The organism is Nocardia neocaledoniensis, assembly GCF_029868625.1.
Taxonomy (GTDB): domain Bacteria; phylum Actinomycetota; class Actinomycetes; order Mycobacteriales; family Mycobacteriaceae; genus Nocardia; species Nocardia neocaledoniensis_A.
This window is the reverse complement of sequence record NZ_JARWOJ010000210.1, coordinates 1-20,622: the sequence shown is the minus strand read 5'-3', so window position 1 is coordinate 20,622 and position 20,622 is coordinate 1. Positions and strand designations below refer to the sequence as shown.

The following is a 20,622-nucleotide window of genomic DNA, read 5'->3' as shown; positions in this document are numbered from 1 at the left end:
ACGATCGAGAGGAATCCGTGACCGCCATCGAGGAACTGGCCGCGCTCGAACCCGCCTGCGACAGGGCGGCGGCGACGGCCCTGTTCGACAGTCTCGCGCCGGTGTCGGCCGGCGAGCTGACCGGCCGCTGGCACGGTCGTGAGCTGGCCACCGGCCACCCCTTGGACGGGCTGCTCGCGGCCTCGGGCTGGTATGGCAAGCAGTTCGACGGCCCCGACAGTGTGCATCCGCTGCTGTTCGGTGGTCGCGGCGGCGAGATCTTCGCGGTCGACCCGAAGCGGGTGCCGCTGGGTATCGCCGACAAGATCCCGCACCCGGTGGTCGAGCGCGGGCGTGGGCTCATCGGTCTCGTCAAGCCGGTGGTGCGCACCCGCCGGTACCGGGCGCGATTGCGCGCGGTGGAGCATCGCGGGGTCGTGACGACAGCGATGGTCTATGACCACCTGCCGATCATCGACGTGTTCCGTCGCGTCGACAGCGACACCGTGCTCGGCCTGATGGACTTCCGTGACCAGCCCGAACCCTATTTCTTCGTGCTCGTGCGGGACTGATCGACCGGCACTGGTGTTTCGGCGCGACAAGGGGTACTCCTGAAAGAGGAACCGTTCGCCGAAAGGACGGCAGGGCTATGGACGCCAGTAGTGTTCCGCATGTACACAAGTTCCCCGATACCGAGCGCACCTTCCGGTCGCACGCGGGTGAGTCCATACAGGACTCGCTCAACTGGCCGGGGCTGTTCCTCATCGGTGTCGGCATCGTCTCGCTCGCCGCGACCCTGACCGCCGCGGCGTCCGGCCATGCCGGATGGGCAGTGATCGCCGGGGTGGTCTGCGGGATCTGCCTGCTGTCGGGCGTGGCGATAGTGCTCGCCGAACATCGGCGGATCAAGGTGCACGAGGGGCTGCATCTGACCGACCCCGGCGGTCACTGACGCGGTCGGCGCGGTGCCGGGCGTGGGTTCACCCCGCCCGGCCGTTGTCGTTCGTCCTGGTGCGCCGGGCTTCCAGGCCGTCCAGGATCAGGTCGAGGCCGTACTCGAACTCGGCGGTGTGCTCGTAGCCGGGCCGCAGGGCGTGCTCGGTGATCATTTCGGTGAGGTGGGGGAATTCGGTGGTGGGCAGGTCGGCGAGCAGGGCCCCGGCGACCTCGGTGATGTCGTCGGGCGAGGTGATCGGCAGGCTCGCCTCCTGGAGTACGTAGCCGCTGATGTAGCTGTCGATGAGGGACACGGCGTGTGCCGCCATCGGCAGGCTGAAACCGGCGCGGCGCAGGACGCCGAGGACGGCGTCGTGGTGGCGCAGGGTGGCCGGGCCCGGGGTGCGGCGGGAGTCCACCAGGCCCAGGGCCCAGGTGTGCCGGGACAGGACCGCGCGGGCCGAGGTGGCGCGCGCTCGCAGGGCGGTGCGCCAGTCGGGGTGGTCGGGGGGTAGGTCGATGGCGGTGAAGACCGCGTCGACGACGCCGTCGAGGATCGCGTCCTTGTTGGGGACGTGGTGGTACAGCGACATGGCCTCGACGCCGAGTTCCTGGGCGACGCGGCGCATGGTGATCGCCGCGACGCCGCCGCGGTCGGCCACCCGGATGGCGGCATCGAGCACGCGGTCCCGGGTGAGCGGCGGTCGCGTCGGCATGGGCATCTCCTCGGTCCGGCGGCAGTCTTGACAACCTTACATACGTAAGACAACCTTACATGTGTAAGAACACCTGGCTGTGAAGGAGATTCCCATGCCGATGCCACTGTGGTGGGGACACATCAACAAGCGGGTGTTCAATCCGCGCGCCGTCAAAGGCGGGAAATGGCCGGTGCTCACCCACACCGGCCGGCGCTCGGGCCGGACCTACCAAACCCCGCTCGATGCCTTCCCTGTCGACGGCGGATACCTGTTCGTCCTGGTGTACGGCGCCCGCTCCGACTGGGTGCGCAACATCCTGGCCGCGGGCAGCGCTCGGCTGCGCGTCGAGGGCGCCGAGGTGGAACTGACCGCGCCACGGCTCGTGGACGAGGCCGAGGCGTTAGCGGCGATGGCTCCCGACGCGACGCGTCCGCCGAAACTGCTGCGCATCAGCGAATTCCTGCGAATGGACCACGCTCCGGGCTGAACGGATTGGACCAACGTCCATCTGTGGCGCACTGTTGACGGTCATGAGCGAACATCCCGCCCAGCGGCGCACCCTCGCCGTCCTGGTCGCGGCCCAGATCCTCAGCGGCGCCGGGCTGGCCGCCGGGATCACCGTCGGCGCGCTGCTGGCCCAGGACATGCTCGGCTCCACCGGGCTGGCGGGGTTGCCCAGTGCCCTGTTCACCATCGGGTCGGCGGGTGCCGCGGTCGGCGTCGGCCGGATCTCCCAGCGTGCCGGGCGCCGGGCCGGCTTGACCGCCGGCTACCTGACCGGAGCGCTCGGCAGCTTCGGCGTCGTCGTGGCCGCGGTGTCCGACAGCATCGCGCTGCTGTTCGCCGCGCTGATCGTCTATGGTGCGGGCACCGCGACGAGCCTGCAGGCGCGATACGCGGGTGCCGACCTCGCCGAGCCCGCGCATCGGGCGCGCGCGATCAGCATCGTGCTCGTCGCGACGACCGTGGGCGCGGTCGTCGGGCCGAATCTGCTGCACCCGACCGCCGAACTGGCGGGCACGGCTGGAATACCGCCGCTGGCAGGGCCTTTCGTACTGTCGGGCGCCGCCTATCTGCTGGCCGGGATCGTGTTGTGGGTGCTGTTGCGCCCGGACCCGCTCGTGCTCGCGCGTGGTATCGCCGCGACCGACGAGCTGGTCGAGCCGGTCGAGGGGTCCACGGACAAGTCGTGGTCGGCACCGATCGTGGCCGGGGCGAGTGTGATGGTGGTGACCCAACTGGTGATGGCGGCGATCATGACCATGACGCCGATCCACATGCAGGACCACGGGCACGGCGTCGGCGCCGCCGGTTTCGTGATCGCGGTCCACGTGGCGGGCATGTATCTGCCCTCGCTGCTGTCGGGAATGCTGGTCGACCGATTCGGCGCCGGGCTCGTCGCCGTCGCCGCGGCCGCCACGCTGGTCGCGGCCGGGCTGGCCGCGGCGCTCGCCCCGCCGGATTCGGTCCCCGCGCTGGCCGCCGCCCTCGGCCTGCTCGGCCTCGGCTGGAACCTCGGCCTGATCGCGGGAACCACCATGATCGCCGACGCCACCCCGCTGGCGACGCGCGCCCGCACCCAGGGCACGGTCGATGTCGGCATCGCCGTCGCCGGCGCGGGCGGTGGACTGGGCTCGGGTGTGATCGTGGCCGCGAGCGACTATCCGGGCCTGGGTTATCTCGGCGCCCTGATCGCGCTGCTCATCGTGCCCGCACTGGCCTGGCACTCGCGGCGTCGCGCGGTGAGCCGTCCGGTCGACGCCCCCGCCGAGCGCTGAGCGTGCGATGATCGGCCCTGTGAAAGTCTCCGCGCACAGCATGCGGCTGCTCGGCCTGTTCGGTGGCGTCGCGGTGCTCCTGCTGATCACCAACTGGAGCCCGATGCGCGCCGTCGCGTTCGCGGTCATCTGGGTGGTGGCCGCCGCGGTGCTGCTCGTGCGCGACCGGCGCCGACCCGTCGAGGCCCCCGCACCCGAGTAGCGCCGAGGCGCTCAATCGTGTGGACTCGCCGCCCCGCCCGTCTCTAGGATCGGCGGATCGTGTCCGGGTAGTGGGGGAGAAGTGCCGTGTCAGCCGTACTCCGGGGTTTGAGCTGGGTCGTGTCGTTCGTGCCGCTGGTGTCCCTCGGCGTGTTGACCTGGCCGTTGTTCGCGGTGCTGGCGGTCAGGGCCAAGTCGGGCCCGCTGGCGGTGGCCGCGCTCGGGTATCTGGGGGTGTTCGCGCTCGAGGTGTGGGCGGTCGGCACTCACGACACGGTGTTCGACATCTGCTGGACGTTGTCGATGATCGGCGGCACCGCGCACGCGATCGTGGTGCGGCGCACGTGGTTCGGACGGGTGTGGCGGCGAGCCGAACCCGTGGAAGCGTCATCGTCGGCGGCGGTGGCCGAATATGCCCCGGTCGCGGTGGAGACCGTGGCATCCGTGCGCGCCGGCGCTCACCGCGACTCGGCCGACAGCGGCGTCGCGGAGCCGGGCCGCGGCGAGGCCGCGGTGCGGCGGCTGCTCGACGAGATCGACGAACTCGTCGAGGAGAGCCTGCGCGAGGGCGAGCACTCCGGCGGCTACGGCGCGACCTATCCGTCCTGCCCGAACCCGTACTGCGACGAACCGTGGCACGGGCTGCGGATCACCGCGCGCATGGAGTCGATGCGCGAGTTCGGCGACCTCGACGACGACTACGACCACCGCACCGACGACAGTCCCGTGCTGTGCGCGGGATCGGCCTTCGCCGAAGCGTGGGAACCACCGGATCAGACCAGAATCGACGCCTGGTGGGAGTCGCAACGCGCTGTCGTACAAGAGCTTTCGCTGCCCGATCCGGATCCGGCGGAGGCCCTTCGCGCGCGAGCCGACGCGCTGTGGACGGCACTGGCCCGCCCCGCGGTGCTCATCGTCGTCGCGTCCTGGCTCGTCGCGATGGTGTCGATGTTCCAGGCGCACGGGCCGTCGCGGTGGCTGACCGTCCTCGTCGGCGTGATGGCGCCGGCCTGGCTGGGCTGGCTCTACGGCCGCTCCGAGCGAGTGTTCCCCGCCGGCTACGTCCGCGCCGGGCTGCGGGCACGCCCGGCGGTGGTGGTGGCCGTCGTGGTCATGGTGTGCGCCGGATGGCTGCCGATGCGCTGGACGGGCCCGGTGCCGCAACCGGACGCGGCCTACTTCACTCTCGTCGCGGCGTGCGCGCTGGCCTGTCTCGCGCACGCGGTCGTCCAGGTCGGCCGGATCCGGCACTCGCGCCACGAATCCGGCCGGCTCGACCCGGCCGCGCACGGCGAGAACCTGGTGCTGCTCGGATTCGGGTGGATGCTGCTCGGCCTGCCGGTCACGCTGTTGCTCGGCTGGGTACTGAGTTACTTCGCTCGCCTGCCCGACGCGATGTGGGCGGCGGTCGCCGTGCTGGCCGTGCTCGTGCTGACCTTCTTCATCGAAGGAGCCGTGGTCAAGATCGTCACCCGCCGCCGTGACGACGTCGACCTGCCCATGATCGCCTTCTTCACGGTCGGCGTCGGCGCGCTGCTGGTCTGGTCGCTGCTGCGGATCGGAGCGATACCGGCCCCGGCACCCACCTAGGTCGTCAGCGCGCCGTGGAAGAAGTAGTCGCCCAGGCCGATCGTGAAGACCAGGCAGCCGTAGAGGGCGTGTTCGACCGAGACCGTGAGCAGCGAGCGGGTGCGGCGGTAGCGTTCGGCGAACAACCAGCCCGCGGCCGCGCTGAGCACGACCGAGAGCCAGCTGCCGAAGATGAGATGGGCGAACCCGAACGCGCTGGCGCTGGCCGCGACCATGCCGGTGCCCGTGCCGAACACCGGCGCATAACGCTGGAACAGGAACGCCCGGAACAGCAATTCCTGGGGATACACGCTGACCAGCGGATAGAACACGAGCACGAGCAGCCAGATCAGCGGACGCTCCCGCGGCAGATCGAACAGTGCCTCCGGGCGCAGGAGCGCGACTGCCGCGCCGAGCCCGACCGCCGCGACCGCGAACAGTGCGAGCATTCCCGGCAGCGCTCCGGGCAGGGCCTCTGACCGCCAGAGATCGTGCCGATCGGAGCCGCACCGGCGCAGATACAGCACCACCCCGACGGCCACGACCAGCAGGAAGGGCAAGGGGCTGACACCGCGCAAGACGAGCGCGTACAAGCCGATGACCCCGAAGAACAGGACGACGAATTCGACTGCGAGCCATGTCTTCCGGCCGCCGGGGCCGGTCTCGACGGTCATGCCCCGAGACTAGCCGCGCCGTCTGGATCGCGCTCAGGCCAGTGTGGCCAGCAGGGCGGGCAGCGCGGTGCCGATGGGCTCGCGGATCACCTCGTCGGCCAGTTCGTCGTACGGTGTCGGTTCGGCGTTGACGATGATCAGCCGCGCGCCGTGCTCGACCGCGATTCCGGCCAGCGAGGCGGCGGGCTGGACCTGCAAGCTCGTCCCGACCGCGATGAACACCGTCGCGGCCCGCGCGACGGCCACGGCTTCGCCGAGTACCTCGGCGTCGAGTGCCTGACCGAACATCACGGTGGCCGTCTTGAGGATCCCGCCACACGCCAGGCACGCCGGATCGTCCTCGCCTGCCTCGATGCGTGCCAGTGCCGTCTCGGTCGCGGAGCGGGCACCGCACGCGGTGCACACCACCGCGCGGGCGTTGCCGTGCAGCTCGATGACCTTGCGGTCGGGCAGGCCCGCGAGCTGGTGCAGGCCGTCGACATTCTGGGTGATGACCCGCACGGCCGTGGTCTTCGCCAAGGTGGTGATAGCGTCGTGGGCGGCGTTGGGCCGCGCCAGCCAGGCCGGATGCTGCCCGCGCATCAGCCAGGATCGGCGGCGGATGTCGGGATCGCGCATGTAGTAGTCGTAGGTGACGAGTTTCTCGGCGTCGGGATCGCGCTGCCACAGGCCGTTCGGGCCGCGGTAGTCGGGGATCCCGCTGTCGGTGGAGACTCCGGCGCCGGACAGGATCGCCACGAGGGGTCGGCTGGACACGGATTCAGGGTACTGCGAACCACTGTCCGATCTAACTATTGTGCGCTAAAGTCTGGTCGGACACTACGGAAGGTGGTAGACGATGGCGGCGACAGCGGTCAAACAGCAGGTGCTCGAACTCGGCGGAGCGTTCATGATCTCCCGCGAGGCACGGCAATTCGGCGACACGGTCGGCGTACCGGGATTCCACGGCGCCTACACCCGCGGACGAGGTGGCGTGCTCGGCGAGGTCGACGCCGACGTCGTCACCGCCGCGTTCGGGTTCTTCGAACCCACATGTGTCCGGACCGCCTGGGAATCGGTGCCGGTGCCCGCCGCGAAGGCGGCCGAGGGTTACGTCGAGGCCTGTCACGAGTTCGGCCGCCGCAAACTGGCCGCCTTCGACGACGCCGACCGGCTCGCCGAACTGCTGCGGCGCGTGGTCGCCGCGGCGCCGACGCCGGGACTTCCGCTGTTCGCGGGCTGGCGCGCCATGCCGGTCCCCGCCGACGGCCGCGCCGCCACCCTCCAGCTGACCCATGTGCTGCGCGAACTGCGCGGCGGCCTGCACCTGCTCGCGATCCTCGCGCACGGACTGACCCCGCTACAGGCCATCCTGATCGCGGGTTCCCCCATGTCCGACGGCCCGACCCATGCGCGGACACTGGGCTGGACCGAGCCGTTCGCACCGGTCACCGATGATCAGCGCACCCGCTGGGCCGCCGCCGAAACCACCACCGACGAACTCATCGCCCCGTGCTTCGAGGTCCTCGAGCCCGCCGAACGCGACGAACTGGCGACGCTGATGGCCGCCGCGCACCGCGCCGCCCTGACGCGCTAGCCCTCAGGAACCGAGAACGTCGCGCCCGCGGCCCACGATGAGTGGGTCCGCGGTGCCGACGATCTCGTGATCCTTGTTCTCGTACTCGAACCGGTTGAGCACGTAGCGCATCGCGTTGAGCCGCGCGCGTTTCTTGTCGTTGCTCTTGACCACGATCCAGGGCGCGTGATCGGTGTCGGTGTGCGCGAAGTTCTCCTCCTTGGCCGCGGTGTACTGGTCCCATTTGTCGAGTGAGGCCAGATCCATCGGCGAGAGCTTCCAGTGCCGGACCGGGTCGACCTGGCGGATCGCGAACCGGGTGCGCTGTTCGAGCGGCGACACCGAGAACCAGAACTTCACCAGGTCGATGCCGTCGTCGACGAGCATCCGCTCGAACAGGGGCGCCTGCGCGAGGAAGCGCCGATGCTGTTCGGGCGTGCAGAATCCCATGACCCGTTCCACTCCGGCCCGGTTGTACCAGGACCGGTCGAACAGCACGATCTCACCCGCCGCGGGCAGATGCTCGACGTAGCGCTGGAAATACCACTGCGTGGACTCCCTGGCCGAGGGTTTCTCCAGCGCCACCACCCGCGCGCCACGCGGATTCAGGTGCTCCATGAACCGCTTGATGGTGCCGCCCTTGCCCGCCGCGTCGCGGCCCTCGAACACGATGACGATGCGGCGGCCGGTGGCCTTGGTCCAGTTCTGCAGCTTCAGCAATTCGATCTGCAGCAACCGCTTGTCGAACTCGTACTCGGTGCGCGCCAAGCGCTCCTCGTACGGGTAGCCCTCGCGCCAGGTGTCCACGATCCGCCCGCCGGGCTCGGTGAGCAGCAGGGGATCGTCGTCGTCGCTGTCGTCGACGGAGAACGCGGTCGTGTCGGTCAGATCCACCGCGGTCGCGAGATCGGCGATCTCGCTCAGATCGCGCGGGATCGGGCGGGTCTCGACATCGGTCATCCTCGGGACCGTAGCCGCGCCGCGTGTCACCGAGGTGAACTCCCGGTGTGCGCACACTGCCCGTGGCGCGTGTCCTGGCCGTCTCCGGTGGTCGGCGCCGTGCATACTGCGACCTGACCACACAGCGAGACGCGTGGCCGCACCGCCACGCCGCGGAGAGGACGAAGTCGATGCACGACGGAGGCTCTACCACCGATCAGAGCGCGCTACCCGACGACGACTCCGACGCCAACGGCCCGGTCGTCCGGATCGCCGCCGTCGCCGCGCTGGGCGGTCTGCTGTTCGGCTTCGACAGCGCCGTGATCAACGGCGCGGTCTCGGCGATCCAATCCGAATTCGGTGTCGACGACGCCGTCCTCGGTTTCGCGGTCGCCTCCGCGCTGCTCGGCGCGGCCGCCGGTGCGATGACCGCGGGTCGCATCGCCGACCGGATCGGCCGGATCAAGGTCATGAAGATCGCCGCGGCCCTGTTCTTCCTCAGCGCGGTGGTGACCGGCTTCGCCCCGGACGTGTGGGTGCTGGTGCTCGGGCGCGTCGTGGGTGGTCTCGGGGTCGGTATCGCCTCGGTGATCGCCCCGGCCTACATCGCCGAGACCTCACCGGCACGGATCCGCGGACGCCTCGGTTCACTGCAGCAGCTCGCGATCGTGCTCGGCATATTCTTGGCCCTGCTCGTGGACTACGTGCTCGCCGAGATCGCCGGTGGTGCGGGCGAAGTGCTGTGGTTCGGGCTCGAGGCGTGGCGCTGGATGTTCCTGTCGATGATGATCCCGGCCCTGGTGTACGGCGTGCTCGCTTCGACCATCCCGGAATCGCCGCGCTACCTGGTGGCCTCCCAGCAGATCCCCGAGGCGCGGCGGGTGCTGACGATGCTGTTCGGCGAGAAGAACCTCGCGCTGACGATCGGCCGCATCCAGGAGAGCCTCGAAGGCGAGGAGAAGCCGTCGTGGAAGGATCTGCGGCGCCCGGCCGGCGGGATCTACCCGATCGTCTGGGTCGGGTTGTTCCTGTCGATCTTCCAGCAGGCCGTCGGCATCAACGTCATCTTCTACTACTCGAACATCCTGTGGGAGGCCGTCGGTTTCGAGGAGTCGCAGTCGTTCCAGATCAGCGTGTTCACCTCGGTGGTCAACATCGCGACCACGATCGTGGCGATCCTGCTGATCGACCGGATCGGGCGCAGGCCGCTGCTGCTGATCGGCTCGATCGGCATGACGATCACCCTGGCCACGATGGCGATCTGCTTCGGCGGCGCCACCCAGGTCCCCGACGCGGAGGGGGAGCTGCAGCCGCAACTGACCGGTGCCAGCGGTCCGATCGCGCTGGTGGCGGCGAATCTGTTCGTGATCTTCTTCGGCATGAGCTGGGGCCCGGTGGTGTGGGTGCTGCTGGGGGAGATGTTCCCGAACCGGCTGCGCGGTGCCGCGCTGTCGCTGGCCGCGGCGGGCCAGTGGGCCGCCAACTGGGCGATCACCGTCACCTTCCCGAGCCTGAAGACGTTCTCCCTCGGTTTCGCCTACGGCATGTACGCGGCGTTCGCGCTGCTGTCGCTGCTGTTCGTCTCCCGCTTCGTCCCCGAGACCAAAGGCATGTCACTGGAGGACATGCACGGCCAGACGGGTCTCGGAAAGCCGACGACCACAACCTGACCGGGCATTGTGCCGCACGTGATCGCGGGTAACGTGCCCGGCTTCCAGCGCGCCTGTTCCACCACGACGCCGGATGACGTCCCGGAACTGAACGTTTGCCCAAATTTGCCAGCCGTTCACTCAAACGGCGCTGTTTCTGAAGCTCCTCCGCTCTAGATTTCGGTGCGCACCGTTCCCGAGCGACCCGGAGATCACCGCGCATGCGCCCACCCATGTCCTGCCTGGCCCTGCCATTCGCCGGTTGCCTGACCGCGCTGACCCTTGTCACCGGCAGCCTGTTGGCCCCGGGCGCCGCGCAGGCCGAGGCTACGGGCACCCTGGCCGCCACGCCGATCAGCGACGCCCAGCAAATGTGCGGCACCGGCGCGCCGAGCTTCGACGACATCGTCACCGCCGCCGCGTCGGTGCTGCGCGGTGTCGTCGGGCCCGCCCAGCTCGCCGGCTACGACCGGCAGGTCGCCGACTTCCGCGCCGCGATCGCCGCGCAGCGTGTGCATCGCGACACGTTGCCGGTGCACCCGGAACAGGTCGGCACCAGGCCCGCCGAGCTCGACGACCCGATCGTCACCTATCTCGTCAACGGTCTCGACGCGGTCCGCACCGGACGGATCGAGCAGACGATGTCGGTGTCGCAGCTGACCGTCAACGACGCCATCGAGGTGTTCATCCTGGCCACCGGCATCGTGAAGATCCCCGCCAAGCTCGCCGCCGGCATGGTGCCCACGGTCGGATTCCTTCTGAAACCCGTTGTCGGAGCGGCCTTCAGCGGCACCAAGACGCTGGCCCGGGCCGTGCAGAACTCGATCGAGGCGGGCTGTGTCGCGCCCGATGTCTACCCGCCGCTGGAACTGGGCCCCGACACCACCGAACCGATGCTCGTGCCCCAGCCGATCCGCGATCTGGCCGCGATGGTGACGAACGCCGACGGCACCTGCACGCCGATCGCCGACCTGACCCTGGCCACCGTCGTCGAACGCTCCCGTGCGTATCTCGACAGCGGTGCCGTGGCCGTCGACAAGGCCGCCATGCACCAGGCCGCCGACGACCTGCAGATCTTCCTGGCCGCCAACCGGGTCGCCAAGGTGATGCTGCTGCGCCGCTCCGACGAACTCGGCCCGCTGGTCGAGGCACTCGACATGGGGCCGGTGACCTTCCTGGCCAACCTCGGCGCCGACCTGGCCGAGGGCAAGGCCCTGGACACGGTGCCGCTGGCGCAGGTCGAAGTGGAGAACGCCTTCGACCTGGCCACCCTGACCCTCGACATCACCAGCCTGCTGTTCTCGGCGGGCACCTCCGTCGCCGGGTTCGCCGGCGTGGCCGACGCGGTGCTCACCCCGTTGACGATCGCCCAGAAACTGGCGTTCGCCCCGACCGATTACGGCGCACCGATCGTGCGTGGCGTCATCCAGTCGATGTGCGCGGTGTAGGTTTCCCCCCGACCCCTGACCAGAAGGTGAGCATCCACGTGTCGCATTCCATCCCGGATCCGCGCCCCACCGGCATCGGGCGCAGGGACATGCTGGCCGGGGCGGCCGGTGTCCTCGCCGGCCTGACCCTCGTCGGCCTCACACCCGCGCACGCCGTGCCCGCCGAAGTCACCAAGTTCACCCCGCCGCGCACCGGGCGCTCCGCGCGCATCCTGATCACCGGCGACGCCGGCACCGGCACCCGCACCCAGTGGGCCGTGGCCGACGCCGCCCGCGCCTTCCACGCCCGTGAGCCGTTCGCCATGGCGGTCGGGCTCGGTGACAACATCTACGAGTCCGGCCCCAACGGTCCCGACGACACCCAGTTCGCGGCCAAGTTCGAGGATCCCAACACAGGACTGGACTTTCCGTGGGCGATGGTGCTCGGCAACCACGACACCTCCGGGGTGTTCCCCGGAGACGGCGGCTGGCTCGCGCGCGGCAACCACGAGGTCCAGTACCACGCGCGCTCGGCACGCTGGTGGATGCCGAGCCGCTACTACTCGGTGCGCGTGCCCGAGCACAATCCCGTGGTCGAGTTCTTCGTCCTCGACATCAACCCCCTCGCCGCCTACATTCCGCCGCTGCTGGACCCCTACTGGGCCGTCGACGGCCCGTACATGAGCGAACAGCGCGCCTGGCTCGACACCGCGCTGGCCGAATCCACCGCGCCGTGGAAGATCGCCTGCACCCACCACCCATACCTGAGCAACGGCCCCCACGGCGACGCGGGCAACTACGAGGGCCTGCCCATCGAACCGCTCAACGGCGTACACGCCAAACGCTTCTTCGAAGACCACGTGCTGGGCAAGGTCTCGATGCTGCTGTCGGGCCACGACCACACCCTGCAGGTACTCGAACCGACCGCGTCCTCGAAAGGCACCCGCCAGATCGTCTCCGGCGCCGCCGGCAAGACCGCGGGCCACGAGCCGCGCACCGGTCCCCACCCCGCGCTCTACGAAACCCAGCACGAACTCGGCTTCATGGTCCTGGACCTCACCCCCGAGAGCGTCCGCCTGCGCACGATCACCGTCGACCCCGCCACCGGCACCGGTACCGAGGTCTTCGACCGCCGCCTCGCCTGAGCGGATCGATCAGTGCCGCCGGTCCCGCCACTGCCGGGGGCTGACGCCGTAGCGGAGACGGAACCAGCGGGAGAAATTGCTGATCGAGGAGAAGCCGAGCAGGTCAGCGACCTCGGTGAGCGTGTGACGACCGCCGGCGACCATCCGCTCGGCGTGGGCGGCACGAGTGGCGTCGACGATCGCGGTGAACGTCGTGTCCTCCTGGGCCAGTCGGCGGTGCACCGTTCGGCGATCGACACCGAGGCTGCGCGCCACCTGATCGGCGGTGCACCGCCCGGTGGGCAAGAGGACATCGACCAGTTCGCGAACGCGATCGGCGACCGTGGCCTCGCGCGTGGGGGCCAACGCGCCGAGCAGTTGCCGGGTGTAGGTGCGCAGTAGCGGGTCGGCCATCGCGTTCGTGGCGTCGAGATCGGTGCTGTAAGTGAGGATTCCGTCGAAGTCCTGGTCGAAGTCGACGTGCGGGCCGAACATCTTCAGGTAGGTGCCGCGGTCGCGTGGTGCCGGGTGACGGAAACACACCTGGACGGCCCGCCAGCCGGGCCCGACGAAACCGCGCAGCAGACTGTGCAGGACACCGGTGGTGAGGTCGACGGCTTGCCGGACCGGCACCGGCCTGCCGACCTCGACGTGGACCCGGATGGTCGCCACGCCGTTGGCTTCGACGATCTCGGTGTGCAGCGCCTCGTTGTACATGTGTTCGTGCCGGGCGAGCAGGCGCAGCGCGCTGCGCACGTCCGGCTCCTCGCGGATGACCAGGCTCAACGGGCCTAGGTTGGAGAATCGCCGCAGTTGCGCGAGCCGTAGCCCGAAGTCTTCCCGGCCCGATTCGGCCGCGGAGCGTTCCAGGAGTTCGGCTACGGCCTCGGCCGGGATCCAGCGATCCTGGGTTCCGAATCCGGCGGGATCGAGCCCGCAGTCACGGATCAGCCGCGCCGGTTCCAGCCCGAGCGATCTGGCCAATTCGACGTAGTCGTTCAACGACGCGTACCGGGACAGGGGTTTCACCGGACGACCTCCTATGTCCCGAAATGACAAGAATTATGTCCCGTCAGGATAAGCACAAGCCATGGCCTCTCCCTACTGTTGTGTCCATCACACCGAAGGAGATGCAGTGGCACACGCAATACGATTCGCCGAGGTCGGCAGCCCCGACGTGATGCGGTGGGAGACCGTCGAGGTCGGTGAACCGGGGCCGGGGGAGGTCCGGATCCGGCACGCGGCGGTCGGGCTGAACTTCGCCGACACCTACTTCCGCACCGGCCTCTACCCCGCCGCGTTGCCCGCCGGACTCGGCGTCGAAGCGTCGGGCGTCCTCGAGGCGATCGGGCCCGGCGTCGAGGGTTTCGCGGTCGGCGATCGCGTGACCTACACCGGCAGCCCGCTGGGGGCCTACAGCACGGAGCGGATCATGCCCGCCGAGCATCTGATCGCCATGCCCGATGGCCTGGCGTTCGACACCGCCGCCGCGACGACCATGCGCGGACTCACCACCGCGTACCTGTTGCGCCGCATCCACCCACTGCGCGCCGGAGACACCGTGCTGTTGCACGCGGCCGCCGGTGGTGTCGGTCAACTGTTCACCCAGTGGGCGAAGCTGCTCGGGATCACCGTGATCGGCACGGTCTCCACCGAGGACAAGGCCGCCGTGGCGCGCGCCAACGGCTGCGATCATGTCGTGATCTACACCAGGGAAGACGTCGCCGCGCGGGTCAGGGAGATCACCGACGGAGCCGGCGTCCCGGTCGTCTACGACAGCATCGGCAAGACCACCTTCCAGTCCTCGCTGGACTCCCTGTCGCGGCGCGGCCTTCTGGTCTGCTTCGGCACCGCCTCGGGACCGGTGCCGCCGATCGAGGCGATGCAGCTGGCCGTCAAGGGTTCGCTGTTCGTGACCCGCCCCGCGCTCGCCGACTACATCGCCGACCCCGTCGAACGGGCCGAACTCGCGGGCGAGCTGCACGATCACCTCACCCACGGTCGGCTGCGCGTGCGGATCAACCAGCGCTACGCGCTCCCCGACGCCGTGCGGGCGCACCGTGACCTCGAGGCCGGTCGCAGTGTGGGCGCGTCGGTGTTCACCCTCTGATGCCTCGACCTCCGGAAAGGAACGAGCCATGACCGTCCGCACCACGATGCACGCGACACCCCTGACCGCGACGATCGGCGCCGAACTGCACGGGGTCGACCTCGCCGAGGTCGCCGCCGACGACACCTTGTTCGCCGAACTCCGTGCCCTGCTCCTGCGCCACAAAGTGCTGTTCGCGCGGGACCAGGACATCACCCGCGCCGAACATGTCGCGCTCGCCGAACGTTTCGGCCCGCTGGAAGATCACCCGGTCCTCGGTAGCGATCCGGACCATCCCGGTCTGGTCCGGATCTACAAGGATCTCGACAGCGCGCCGGAACACTACGAGAACTCCTATCACTGCGACGCCACCTGGCGGGTCGATCCGCCGATGGGCGCGGTTCTGCGCTGCGTCGAGTCACCCCCGGTCGGCGGCGACACCATCTGGGTGAACATGGTGGAGGCGTACCGCAGGCTCCCCGCGAACGTGAAATCGCGGATCGCGCACCTGCGCGCCCGGCACAGTATCGAGGCCAGTTTCGGCGCCGCGATGACCGACGAACGCCGCCACGCACTGCACGAACGCTTCCCCGATGCCGAACATCCCGTGGTCCGGATTCATCCGGAAACAGGTGAAGACATTCTCTTCGTCAATTCCTTCACCACGCATCTGGTCAATTACCACACCCCGGAGAATGTGCGGTTCGGCGCCGATTACGCACCCGGCGCGAGCGAACTGCTGAATTACCTGATCCGCCAGGCGAGTATCCCCGAATACCAGGTGCGCTGGCGCTGGACCGAGAACAGTTTCGCGATCTGGGACAACAGGTCCACCCAGCACTACGCGGTGCAGGACTACTGGCCTGCCGTGCGCAAGATGGAGCGCGCCGGGATCGTCGGCGACCGCCCCTACTGAGCACGCTTCTCTTTCGACATCCACCCGCAATACCGATCGGAGTACCCCCATGCATTTTCACGACGACGCCCTGTTCCCGGAAAATCAGGAAAAGCTGGTCATCACCGCCGCACCGTACGGCCCGGAATGGGAACTCGACGATTTCCGGGAAGACCTGCCATTGACCATCGACGAACACGTGCAACAGGCGGTCGACTGCTATGCGGCGGGAGCCACCGTGTTGCACATCCATGTACGTGAACTCGACGGCAAGGGTTCCAAGCGGATCTCGAAGTTCAACGAACTGCTCGCCCGGTTGCGCGAGGCAGTGCCGGACATGATTCTGCAAGTCGGCGGCTCCATCTCCTTCGCGCCCGAAGGGGAGGGCGCCGACGCGCTGTGGCTGTCCGACGACGCGCGGCACATGCTGGCCGAGCTCGATCCCAAGCCCGACCAGGTCACCATCGCGATCAACACCAGCCAGATGAACATCGTCGAGCTGATGACCGAGGACGACATCGCGGGCACGTCCTTCGAGCGTCCCGAGGTGTACGAGGCCTACCGGGAGATGTATGTCCCCGCCGGTCCGACCTGGGTCGCCGAGCATCTGAAGCGATTGCAGGCCAACGGTATCCAGCCGCACTTCCAGTTGTCGAGCATCCCGCAACTCGAGACCGTCGAGCGGTTGATCCGCCGTGGTGTCTACACCGGGCCGTTGATGCTCACCTGGGTCGGCATCGGTGGCGGATTCGACGGCCCCAACCCCTACAACATGATGGAGTTCATCCGCCGCACCCCCGACGGGGCCGTGCTCACGCTGGAGACGCTGATGCGCAGTGTGCTGCCGGTGAACACGATGGCCATCGCGATGGGCCTGCACGCGCGCTGCGGTAACGAGGACACCCTGTGGGGCCGCAAGGGCGAGAAGATGACCTCGGTGCAGCAGATCCAGCAGTTGGTGCGGATCGCGGGCGAACTCGGCCGCGGGGTCGCCACCGGTAAGGAAGCACGCGAGATCTACAAGCTCGACGAACGCTACGCCGACGCCGACGAGACGCTCGCCAAGATCGGGTTCGCGCCGAACCGCAAGCCGGGCCAGGTCGGATTCACCCACCACGCCTGACCTTTCCGGGGGCTGACCTTCCCCCGCCTCGACAACCCGGTGGACGTCACCGACGACGTCCACCGGTTCGCAGGAGCACCCATGGACAACACCACCACCGTCGCCGCACCCGCGCCGACTCGTTCCTCGTCACTGTCCCGCAACTATCCGTGGCTGGTCTTCGCCCTCGCCTTCGGGCTGCTGCTGGCCGACTACATGTCCCGGCAAGTGCTCAGCGCGGTCTTTCCGTTCTTGAAAGCCGAATGGGCACTGTCGGATTCGCAACTGGCCTCGCTGAGCAGCGTTGTCGCCCTGATGGTCGGGTTGCTGACGCTGCCGCTGTCGGTGCTGGCCGACCGGTGGGGCCGCGTCAAGAGCCTGGTGCTGATGGCGGTCGTGTGGAGCGTCGCGACGCTGGTGTGCGCGGTGGCCACCACCTATCCGCAGATGCTGGCCGCGCGGTTCTTCGTCGGTGTCGGTGAGGCCGCCTACGGCAGCGTCGGCGTGGCGCTGGTGCTGAGCGTGTTCGCCGCGCACAGGCACGCGGCGTTGAGCGGGGCGTTCATGGCGGGCGGCTCGTTCGGATCGGTGCTCGGTGTCGCCGCGGGCGGAGTGATCGCGGTGCATCTGGGATGGCGGTGGTCCTTCGCCACCATGGCCCTGTTCGGACTTGTGCTGGCGGTCGCCTTCCGTGCCGCGGTGAGCGAGGACCGCATCGCCCGCCATGCCGGCGAACCGACGCCGGACCAGGCTTTCCGCGCCCCGATCTCGACCTTGTTCACCAATCCGGCGGTTCTGTGCGCGTATGTCGGCAGCGGCTTGCAGATGTTCACCGCGGCAGTGCTGTTGTCCTGGACCCCGAGCTTCTTCAACCGCTACTACGGACTGGCGCCGGACCGGGCCGCGGGTTCGGCGGCGGTGATCGTGACCCTCGTCGGCACCGGCATGGTGGTGTGCGGAATGATCACCGACCGGGTGGGGCGCGTCGAGATGGCGCGCAAATGGGTCACCGCCATCGCCTTCTGCGTGATCTCGCTCGTCGCCCTCGGCATCGGATTCAGCCTGGACACCGGGGCGGCACAACTGGTTCTGCTCGGGATCGGCGCGTTCTTCTCCGGCGGATCGGCCGGCCCCACCGTCGCCATGGTCGCCAACCTCACCCATCCCTCGGTCCGCGCCTCGGCGTTCGGCACCCTGACCCTCGCCAACAGTCTGCTCGGGCTGGCGCTCGGGCCCTTCGTCGTCGGTGTTCTCGCCGACCACCTCGGGCTGCAGACCGCGTTGCGGGTGATGCCCGTGGTGTCGGTGCCGGCCGTCCTCGCGCTGATGCTGGGCCGCCGTGTCTATCCGCTGGGGTTGCGCAAGGTGGCCCAGGTGCACGCCGCCGCGCCCCGACTCGTCGAAAAGGAGTACCGCACAACATGACTGTTCTACCCGAACCCACGGTCGTCATCGTCCCCGGACTGCGCGATCATGTCGCCGAGCACTGGCAGAGCCTGCTCGCCGACACCCTGGACAACGTGGCGATCGTGCCGCCCCTCGAACGCGACGGGTTGTGCGTGAGCGCCCGGGTAGCCGCCCTGGACGCGGTGCTCACCGGAATCGACGGCCCCGTCGTCCTGGTCGCGCACAGCGCGGGCGTGATGATCACCGTGCACTGGGCGCAGCGCCACGACCGGCCCGTCCGCGGCGCGCTGCTGGCGACCCCGCCCGACTTCGAGACCCCGCTACCGTCCGGCTATCCCAGCGTCGAGGAACTCGCCGCACACGGGTGGACGCCGACTCCGCGCCGCCGACTGCCGTTTCCGAGCATCGTCGCCGCCAGCAGCACCGATCCGCTGGCCACGGCTCGCCGCGTATCGGGAATGGCCGAGGCATGGGGCAGCAGCCTGATCGAACTCGGTGACGTCGGCCATCTCAACCCGGCCTCGGGATACGGTCCCTGGCCGCGGGCCGCCGAATTGCTCGACGAGCTGCTGGCCATGACCGACAGTGAGCCCGCCCGATGACCACCGTCCACGCCACCCCCGCCGCGGCGGTCGCCGACATCGGTACCGGCTCCTCGCTCGCGGTCGGCGGGTTCGGCGTCTGCGGCATCCCCGACCAGCTCATCGCCGCGCTGGCCGCGGGCGAGGCACACGAACTGGAGATCTTCTCCAACAACTGCGGCATCGACGGGCACGGGCTCGGAATCCTGTTGGCACAGCGCAGGATCCGGCGCATCACCGCCTCCTATGTGGGTGAGAACGCCGAATTCGCCCGCCAGTACCTCGCCGGGGAACTCGAGGTCGAACTGACCCCGCAGGGCACTCTCGCCGAGAAGCTGCGCGCCGGAGGAACCGGGATTCCGGCGTTCTTCACCGCCGCCGGGGTCGGTACCGCGGTGGCCGAGGGCGGACTGCCGTGGCGCTACCGCGCCGACGGATCGGTGGCGGTGGCCTCACCCGCGAAGGAGGTCCGCAGCTTCGGCGGGCGGCGCTACGTCCTGGAGGAGGCGATCACCGCCGATTACGCGCTGGTGCACGCCGCGATCGGTGACAGTGCCGGAAATCTCGTGTTCAACAAGGCGGCTCGCAACTTCAACCCGCTCGTCGGGATGGCCGGAAGAGTCTGCGTCGCGCAGGTGGAGATGCTGGTACCCGCGGGCACCCTCGACCCCGCCCAGGTCCACCTGCCCGGCGTGTTCGTCGACCGGATCGTGGCGACCGGACCACGCACCGAACTCATCGAAAGGCGGACCGTGTCGTGACCGCACCGACCACCGTGCCGCGTGGCTGGACACGCACCGAGATGGCCGCCCGAGCCGCCGCGGAACTGCGGCCGGGCGAGTACGTGAACCTCGGCATCGGGCTGCCGACCCTGATTCCCAACCATCTGCCCGTCGGCGTCGCGGTGACGCTGCATTCGGAGAACGGCATCCTCGGTACTGGGCCCTATCCGTCCGAGGACGAGGTCGACGCCGACCTGATCAACGCGGGCAAGGAAACCGTCACCGTCACCGACGGCGCCGCCTTCTTCGACTCGGCGCTCAGTTTCGGGATGATCCGCGGCGGACACATCGACACTGCCGTCCTCGGTGGCATGCAGGTCTCGGCGACCGGCGACCTGGCCAACTGGATGGTGCCGGGACAGATGGTCAAGGGCATGGGCGGGGCGATGGACCTGGTGCACGGCGCACGCCGGGTCATCGTGGTGATGACCCATACCGACAAGGCGGGCAGGGCCAAGATCGTGCCGCGCTGCACCCTGCCGCTCACCGGCGAACGGGTGGTACACCGGATCATCACCGACCTGGCCGTCATCGACGTCGAGCCGGCCGGGCTGGTGTTGCGCGAATGCGCGCCCGGTGTACCCGAATCCGAGGTACGTGCGTTCACCTCGGTGCCGCTGCGCTGAACCGGCGTCTACCCCGCGATGTACAGAACTTGGCGATGTCATGTCGCTCCGCGCGTCGTCGCCCGGAGCGAGCAAACCTGCGGTAACTTCGCCGCTGCTTTGCCCATCGTTATCTGTGTGAAAGGAATTGCTGGAAATGGCATTCGAAGTCAACGGAGCAATCGGCGACCACTACAACGAAGCCGGTGGCGCGTCGAGCCCGCTGGGACAGCCGACCTCGGAGGAGCTGGACGCCCCGAACGGGGGCAAGTACCAGGAGTTCACCGGCGGCGTCATCTACTTCAAGCTCCCGACCGGTGCCAAGACCGTGTACGGCGCGATCCGTCAGGCCTGGGAGGCCGAGGGCGGCGCCGGTGGCCGACTGGGCTACCCGACCTCCGATGAGCAGGACATCGAGGGCGGCAAGATCAGCCACTTCGAGAACGGGTCGATCAGCTACTCGATCGCCGACGACGCGGTGACGATCAACGCCTGATCCGGCCGAGGCGTACCGGTGGGCACCGATCCCGAGCGGGTCGGTGCCCACCGTGGGATTAGCCCCGCCTCGGTGGGGTGCCAGGGGCATGTTCGAGGGTTGGGGTTCTACACCGCCCGGGTCCTGCCCCCCCTCA

The 20,622-nt window shown here is 69.0% G+C and carries 23 protein-coding genes; 18 read left to right on the top strand and 5 right to left on the bottom strand.

What is annotated here, in order from left to right; genetic code table 11:
• Window positions 1–17 precede the first annotated feature (17 nt).
• Window positions 18–551, top strand: coding sequence for a DUF4334 domain-containing protein (locus QH270_RS15710; protein ID WP_280342626.1), 534 nt, complete (start codon window positions 18–20; stop codon window positions 549–551).
• A gap of 77 nt (window positions 552–628) precedes the next feature.
• Window positions 629–931, top strand: a complete 303-nt coding sequence (locus QH270_RS15705) for a hypothetical protein (RefSeq protein ID WP_280342623.1) — start codon at window positions 629–631, stop codon at window positions 929–931.
• 28 nt (window positions 932–959) lie between these two features.
• Here QH270_RS15705 and QH270_RS15700 read toward each other — a convergent pair whose 3' ends face one another.
• The gene (locus QH270_RS15700; protein WP_280342620.1) at window positions 960–1,631 is read right to left on the bottom strand and encodes a TetR/AcrR family transcriptional regulator; all 672 of its coding nucleotides are present in this window, start codon (window positions 1,629–1,631) and stop codon (window positions 960–962) included.
• Window positions 1,632–1,725: 94 nt separating this feature from the next.
• Here QH270_RS15700 and QH270_RS15695 point away from each other — a divergent pair, with 94 nt between their 5' ends.
• From QH270_RS15695 to QH270_RS15680, 4 genes are all read left to right on the top strand, one after another.
• Window positions 1,726–2,100, top strand: a complete 375-nt coding sequence (locus tag QH270_RS15695; protein WP_280342617.1) for a nitroreductase family deazaflavin-dependent oxidoreductase — start codon at window positions 1,726–1,728, stop codon at window positions 2,098–2,100.
• 43 nt (window positions 2,101–2,143) lie between these two features.
• Window positions 2,144–3,391: an MFS transporter gene (locus QH270_RS15690; protein ID WP_280342614.1), complete on the top strand. Its 1,248-nt coding sequence runs from the start codon at window positions 2,144–2,146 to the stop codon at window positions 3,389–3,391.
• A 19-nt stretch (window positions 3,392–3,410) separates the two neighbouring features.
• A complete protein-coding gene (locus QH270_RS15685; RefSeq protein ID WP_280342612.1) occupies window positions 3,411–3,593 on the top strand; it encodes a hypothetical protein in 183 nt (60 codons plus the stop codon).
• 86 nt (window positions 3,594–3,679) lie between these two features.
• Window positions 3,680–5,182, top strand: coding sequence for a hypothetical protein (locus QH270_RS15680; protein ID WP_280342610.1), 1,503 nt, complete (start codon window positions 3,680–3,682; stop codon window positions 5,180–5,182).
• Here the strand turns inward: QH270_RS15680 and QH270_RS15675 are convergent.
• Both QH270_RS15675 and QH270_RS15670 read right to left on the bottom strand, forming a co-directional pair.
• Window positions 5,179–5,835, bottom strand: coding sequence for a CPBP family intramembrane glutamic endopeptidase (locus tag QH270_RS15675; RefSeq protein WP_280342607.1), 657 nt, complete (start codon window positions 5,833–5,835; stop codon window positions 5,179–5,181). The two genes, QH270_RS15680 and QH270_RS15675, sit on opposite strands and share 4 nt — an antisense overlap.
• A 33-nt stretch (window positions 5,836–5,868) precedes the next feature.
• On the bottom strand, window positions 5,869–6,591 hold the full coding sequence (locus QH270_RS15670) for an SIR2 family NAD-dependent protein deacylase (protein WP_280342605.1): 723 nt from the start codon (window positions 6,589–6,591) through the stop codon (window positions 5,869–5,871).
• An 82-nt stretch (window positions 6,592–6,673) separates the two neighbouring features.
• Here QH270_RS15670 and QH270_RS15665 point away from each other — a divergent pair, with 82 nt between their 5' ends.
• Window positions 6,674–7,411 (top strand): SCO6745 family protein, encoded by a 738-nt coding sequence (locus tag QH270_RS15665; RefSeq protein ID WP_280342603.1) that lies wholly within the window; start codon window positions 6,674–6,676, stop codon window positions 7,409–7,411.
• Window positions 7,412–7,414: 3 nt separating this feature from the next.
• Here QH270_RS15665 and ppk2 read toward each other — a convergent pair whose 3' ends face one another.
• Entirely contained in the window at window positions 7,415–8,350 is a 936-nt protein-coding gene (gene ppk2, locus QH270_RS15660; protein WP_280342601.1) for a polyphosphate kinase 2, read from the bottom strand.
• A gap of 170 nt (window positions 8,351–8,520) precedes the next feature.
• Here ppk2 and QH270_RS15655 point away from each other — a divergent pair, with 170 nt between their 5' ends.
• From QH270_RS15655 to QH270_RS15645, 3 genes are all read left to right on the top strand, one after another.
• Entirely contained in the window at window positions 8,521–9,999 is a 1,479-nt protein-coding gene (locus tag QH270_RS15655; protein ID WP_280342598.1) for a sugar porter family MFS transporter, read from the top strand.
• Window positions 10,000–10,199: 200 nt separating this feature from the next.
• Window positions 10,200–11,426: a hypothetical protein gene (locus QH270_RS15650; RefSeq protein ID WP_280342596.1), complete on the top strand. Its 1,227-nt coding sequence runs from the start codon at window positions 10,200–10,202 to the stop codon at window positions 11,424–11,426.
• A gap of 89 nt (window positions 11,427–11,515) precedes the next feature.
• A complete protein-coding gene (locus QH270_RS15645; protein WP_280342645.1) occupies window positions 11,516–12,550 on the top strand; it encodes a metallophosphoesterase in 1,035 nt (344 codons plus the stop codon).
• Between the two features lie 9 nt (window positions 12,551–12,559).
• Here the strand turns inward: QH270_RS15645 and QH270_RS15640 are convergent, their stop codons facing one another.
• Entirely contained in the window at window positions 12,560–13,558 is a 999-nt protein-coding gene (locus tag QH270_RS15640; protein ID WP_280342593.1) for an AraC family transcriptional regulator, read from the bottom strand.
• A 106-nt stretch (window positions 13,559–13,664) separates the two neighbouring features.
• On the opposite strand from QH270_RS15640, the gene QH270_RS15635 reads away from it, so the two are divergent.
• The 8 genes from QH270_RS15635 (at window position 13,665) to QH270_RS15600 (ending at window position 20,486) form a co-directional block, all read left to right on the top strand.
• Window positions 13,665–14,639: a quinone oxidoreductase family protein gene (locus tag QH270_RS15635; protein ID WP_280342590.1), complete on the top strand. Its 975-nt coding sequence runs from the start codon at window positions 13,665–13,667 to the stop codon at window positions 14,637–14,639.
• A gap of 28 nt (window positions 14,640–14,667) precedes the next feature.
• The gene (locus QH270_RS15630; protein WP_280342588.1) at window positions 14,668–15,534 is read left to right on the top strand and encodes a TauD/TfdA dioxygenase family protein; all 867 of its coding nucleotides are present in this window, start codon (window positions 14,668–14,670) and stop codon (window positions 15,532–15,534) included.
• Between the two features lie 49 nt (window positions 15,535–15,583).
• Window positions 15,584–16,636 (top strand): 3-keto-5-aminohexanoate cleavage protein, encoded by a 1,053-nt coding sequence (locus tag QH270_RS15625; protein WP_280342586.1) that lies wholly within the window; start codon window positions 15,584–15,586, stop codon window positions 16,634–16,636.
• A gap of 81 nt (window positions 16,637–16,717) precedes the next feature.
• Window positions 16,718–18,040 carry an MFS transporter gene (locus QH270_RS15620; RefSeq protein WP_280342584.1) on the top strand — a complete coding sequence of 441 codons (1,323 nt, stop codon included), beginning with the start codon at window positions 16,718–16,720 and terminating at the stop codon, window positions 18,038–18,040.
• Window positions 18,037–18,624, top strand: coding sequence for an RBBP9/YdeN family alpha/beta hydrolase (locus tag QH270_RS15615; RefSeq protein WP_280342582.1), 588 nt, complete (start codon window positions 18,037–18,039; stop codon window positions 18,622–18,624). Before QH270_RS15620 ends, QH270_RS15615 begins: the two co-directional genes overlap by 4 nt.
• Entirely contained in the window at window positions 18,621–19,364 is a 744-nt protein-coding gene (locus QH270_RS15610) for a CoA transferase subunit A (RefSeq protein ID WP_280342579.1), read from the top strand. The genes QH270_RS15615 and QH270_RS15610 overlap by 4 nt, the downstream gene beginning before the upstream one ends.
• Before the next feature lie 41 nt (window positions 19,365–19,405).
• Window positions 19,406–20,011 (top strand): 3-oxoacid CoA-transferase subunit B, encoded by a 606-nt coding sequence (locus QH270_RS15605; RefSeq protein ID WP_432420369.1) that lies wholly within the window; start codon window positions 19,406–19,408, stop codon window positions 20,009–20,011.
• Between the two features lie 136 nt (window positions 20,012–20,147).
• The gene (locus QH270_RS15600) at window positions 20,148–20,486 is read left to right on the top strand and encodes an LGFP repeat-containing protein (RefSeq protein WP_280342575.1); all 339 of its coding nucleotides are present in this window, start codon (window positions 20,148–20,150) and stop codon (window positions 20,484–20,486) included.
• Window positions 20,487–20,622 lie beyond the last annotated feature (136 nt).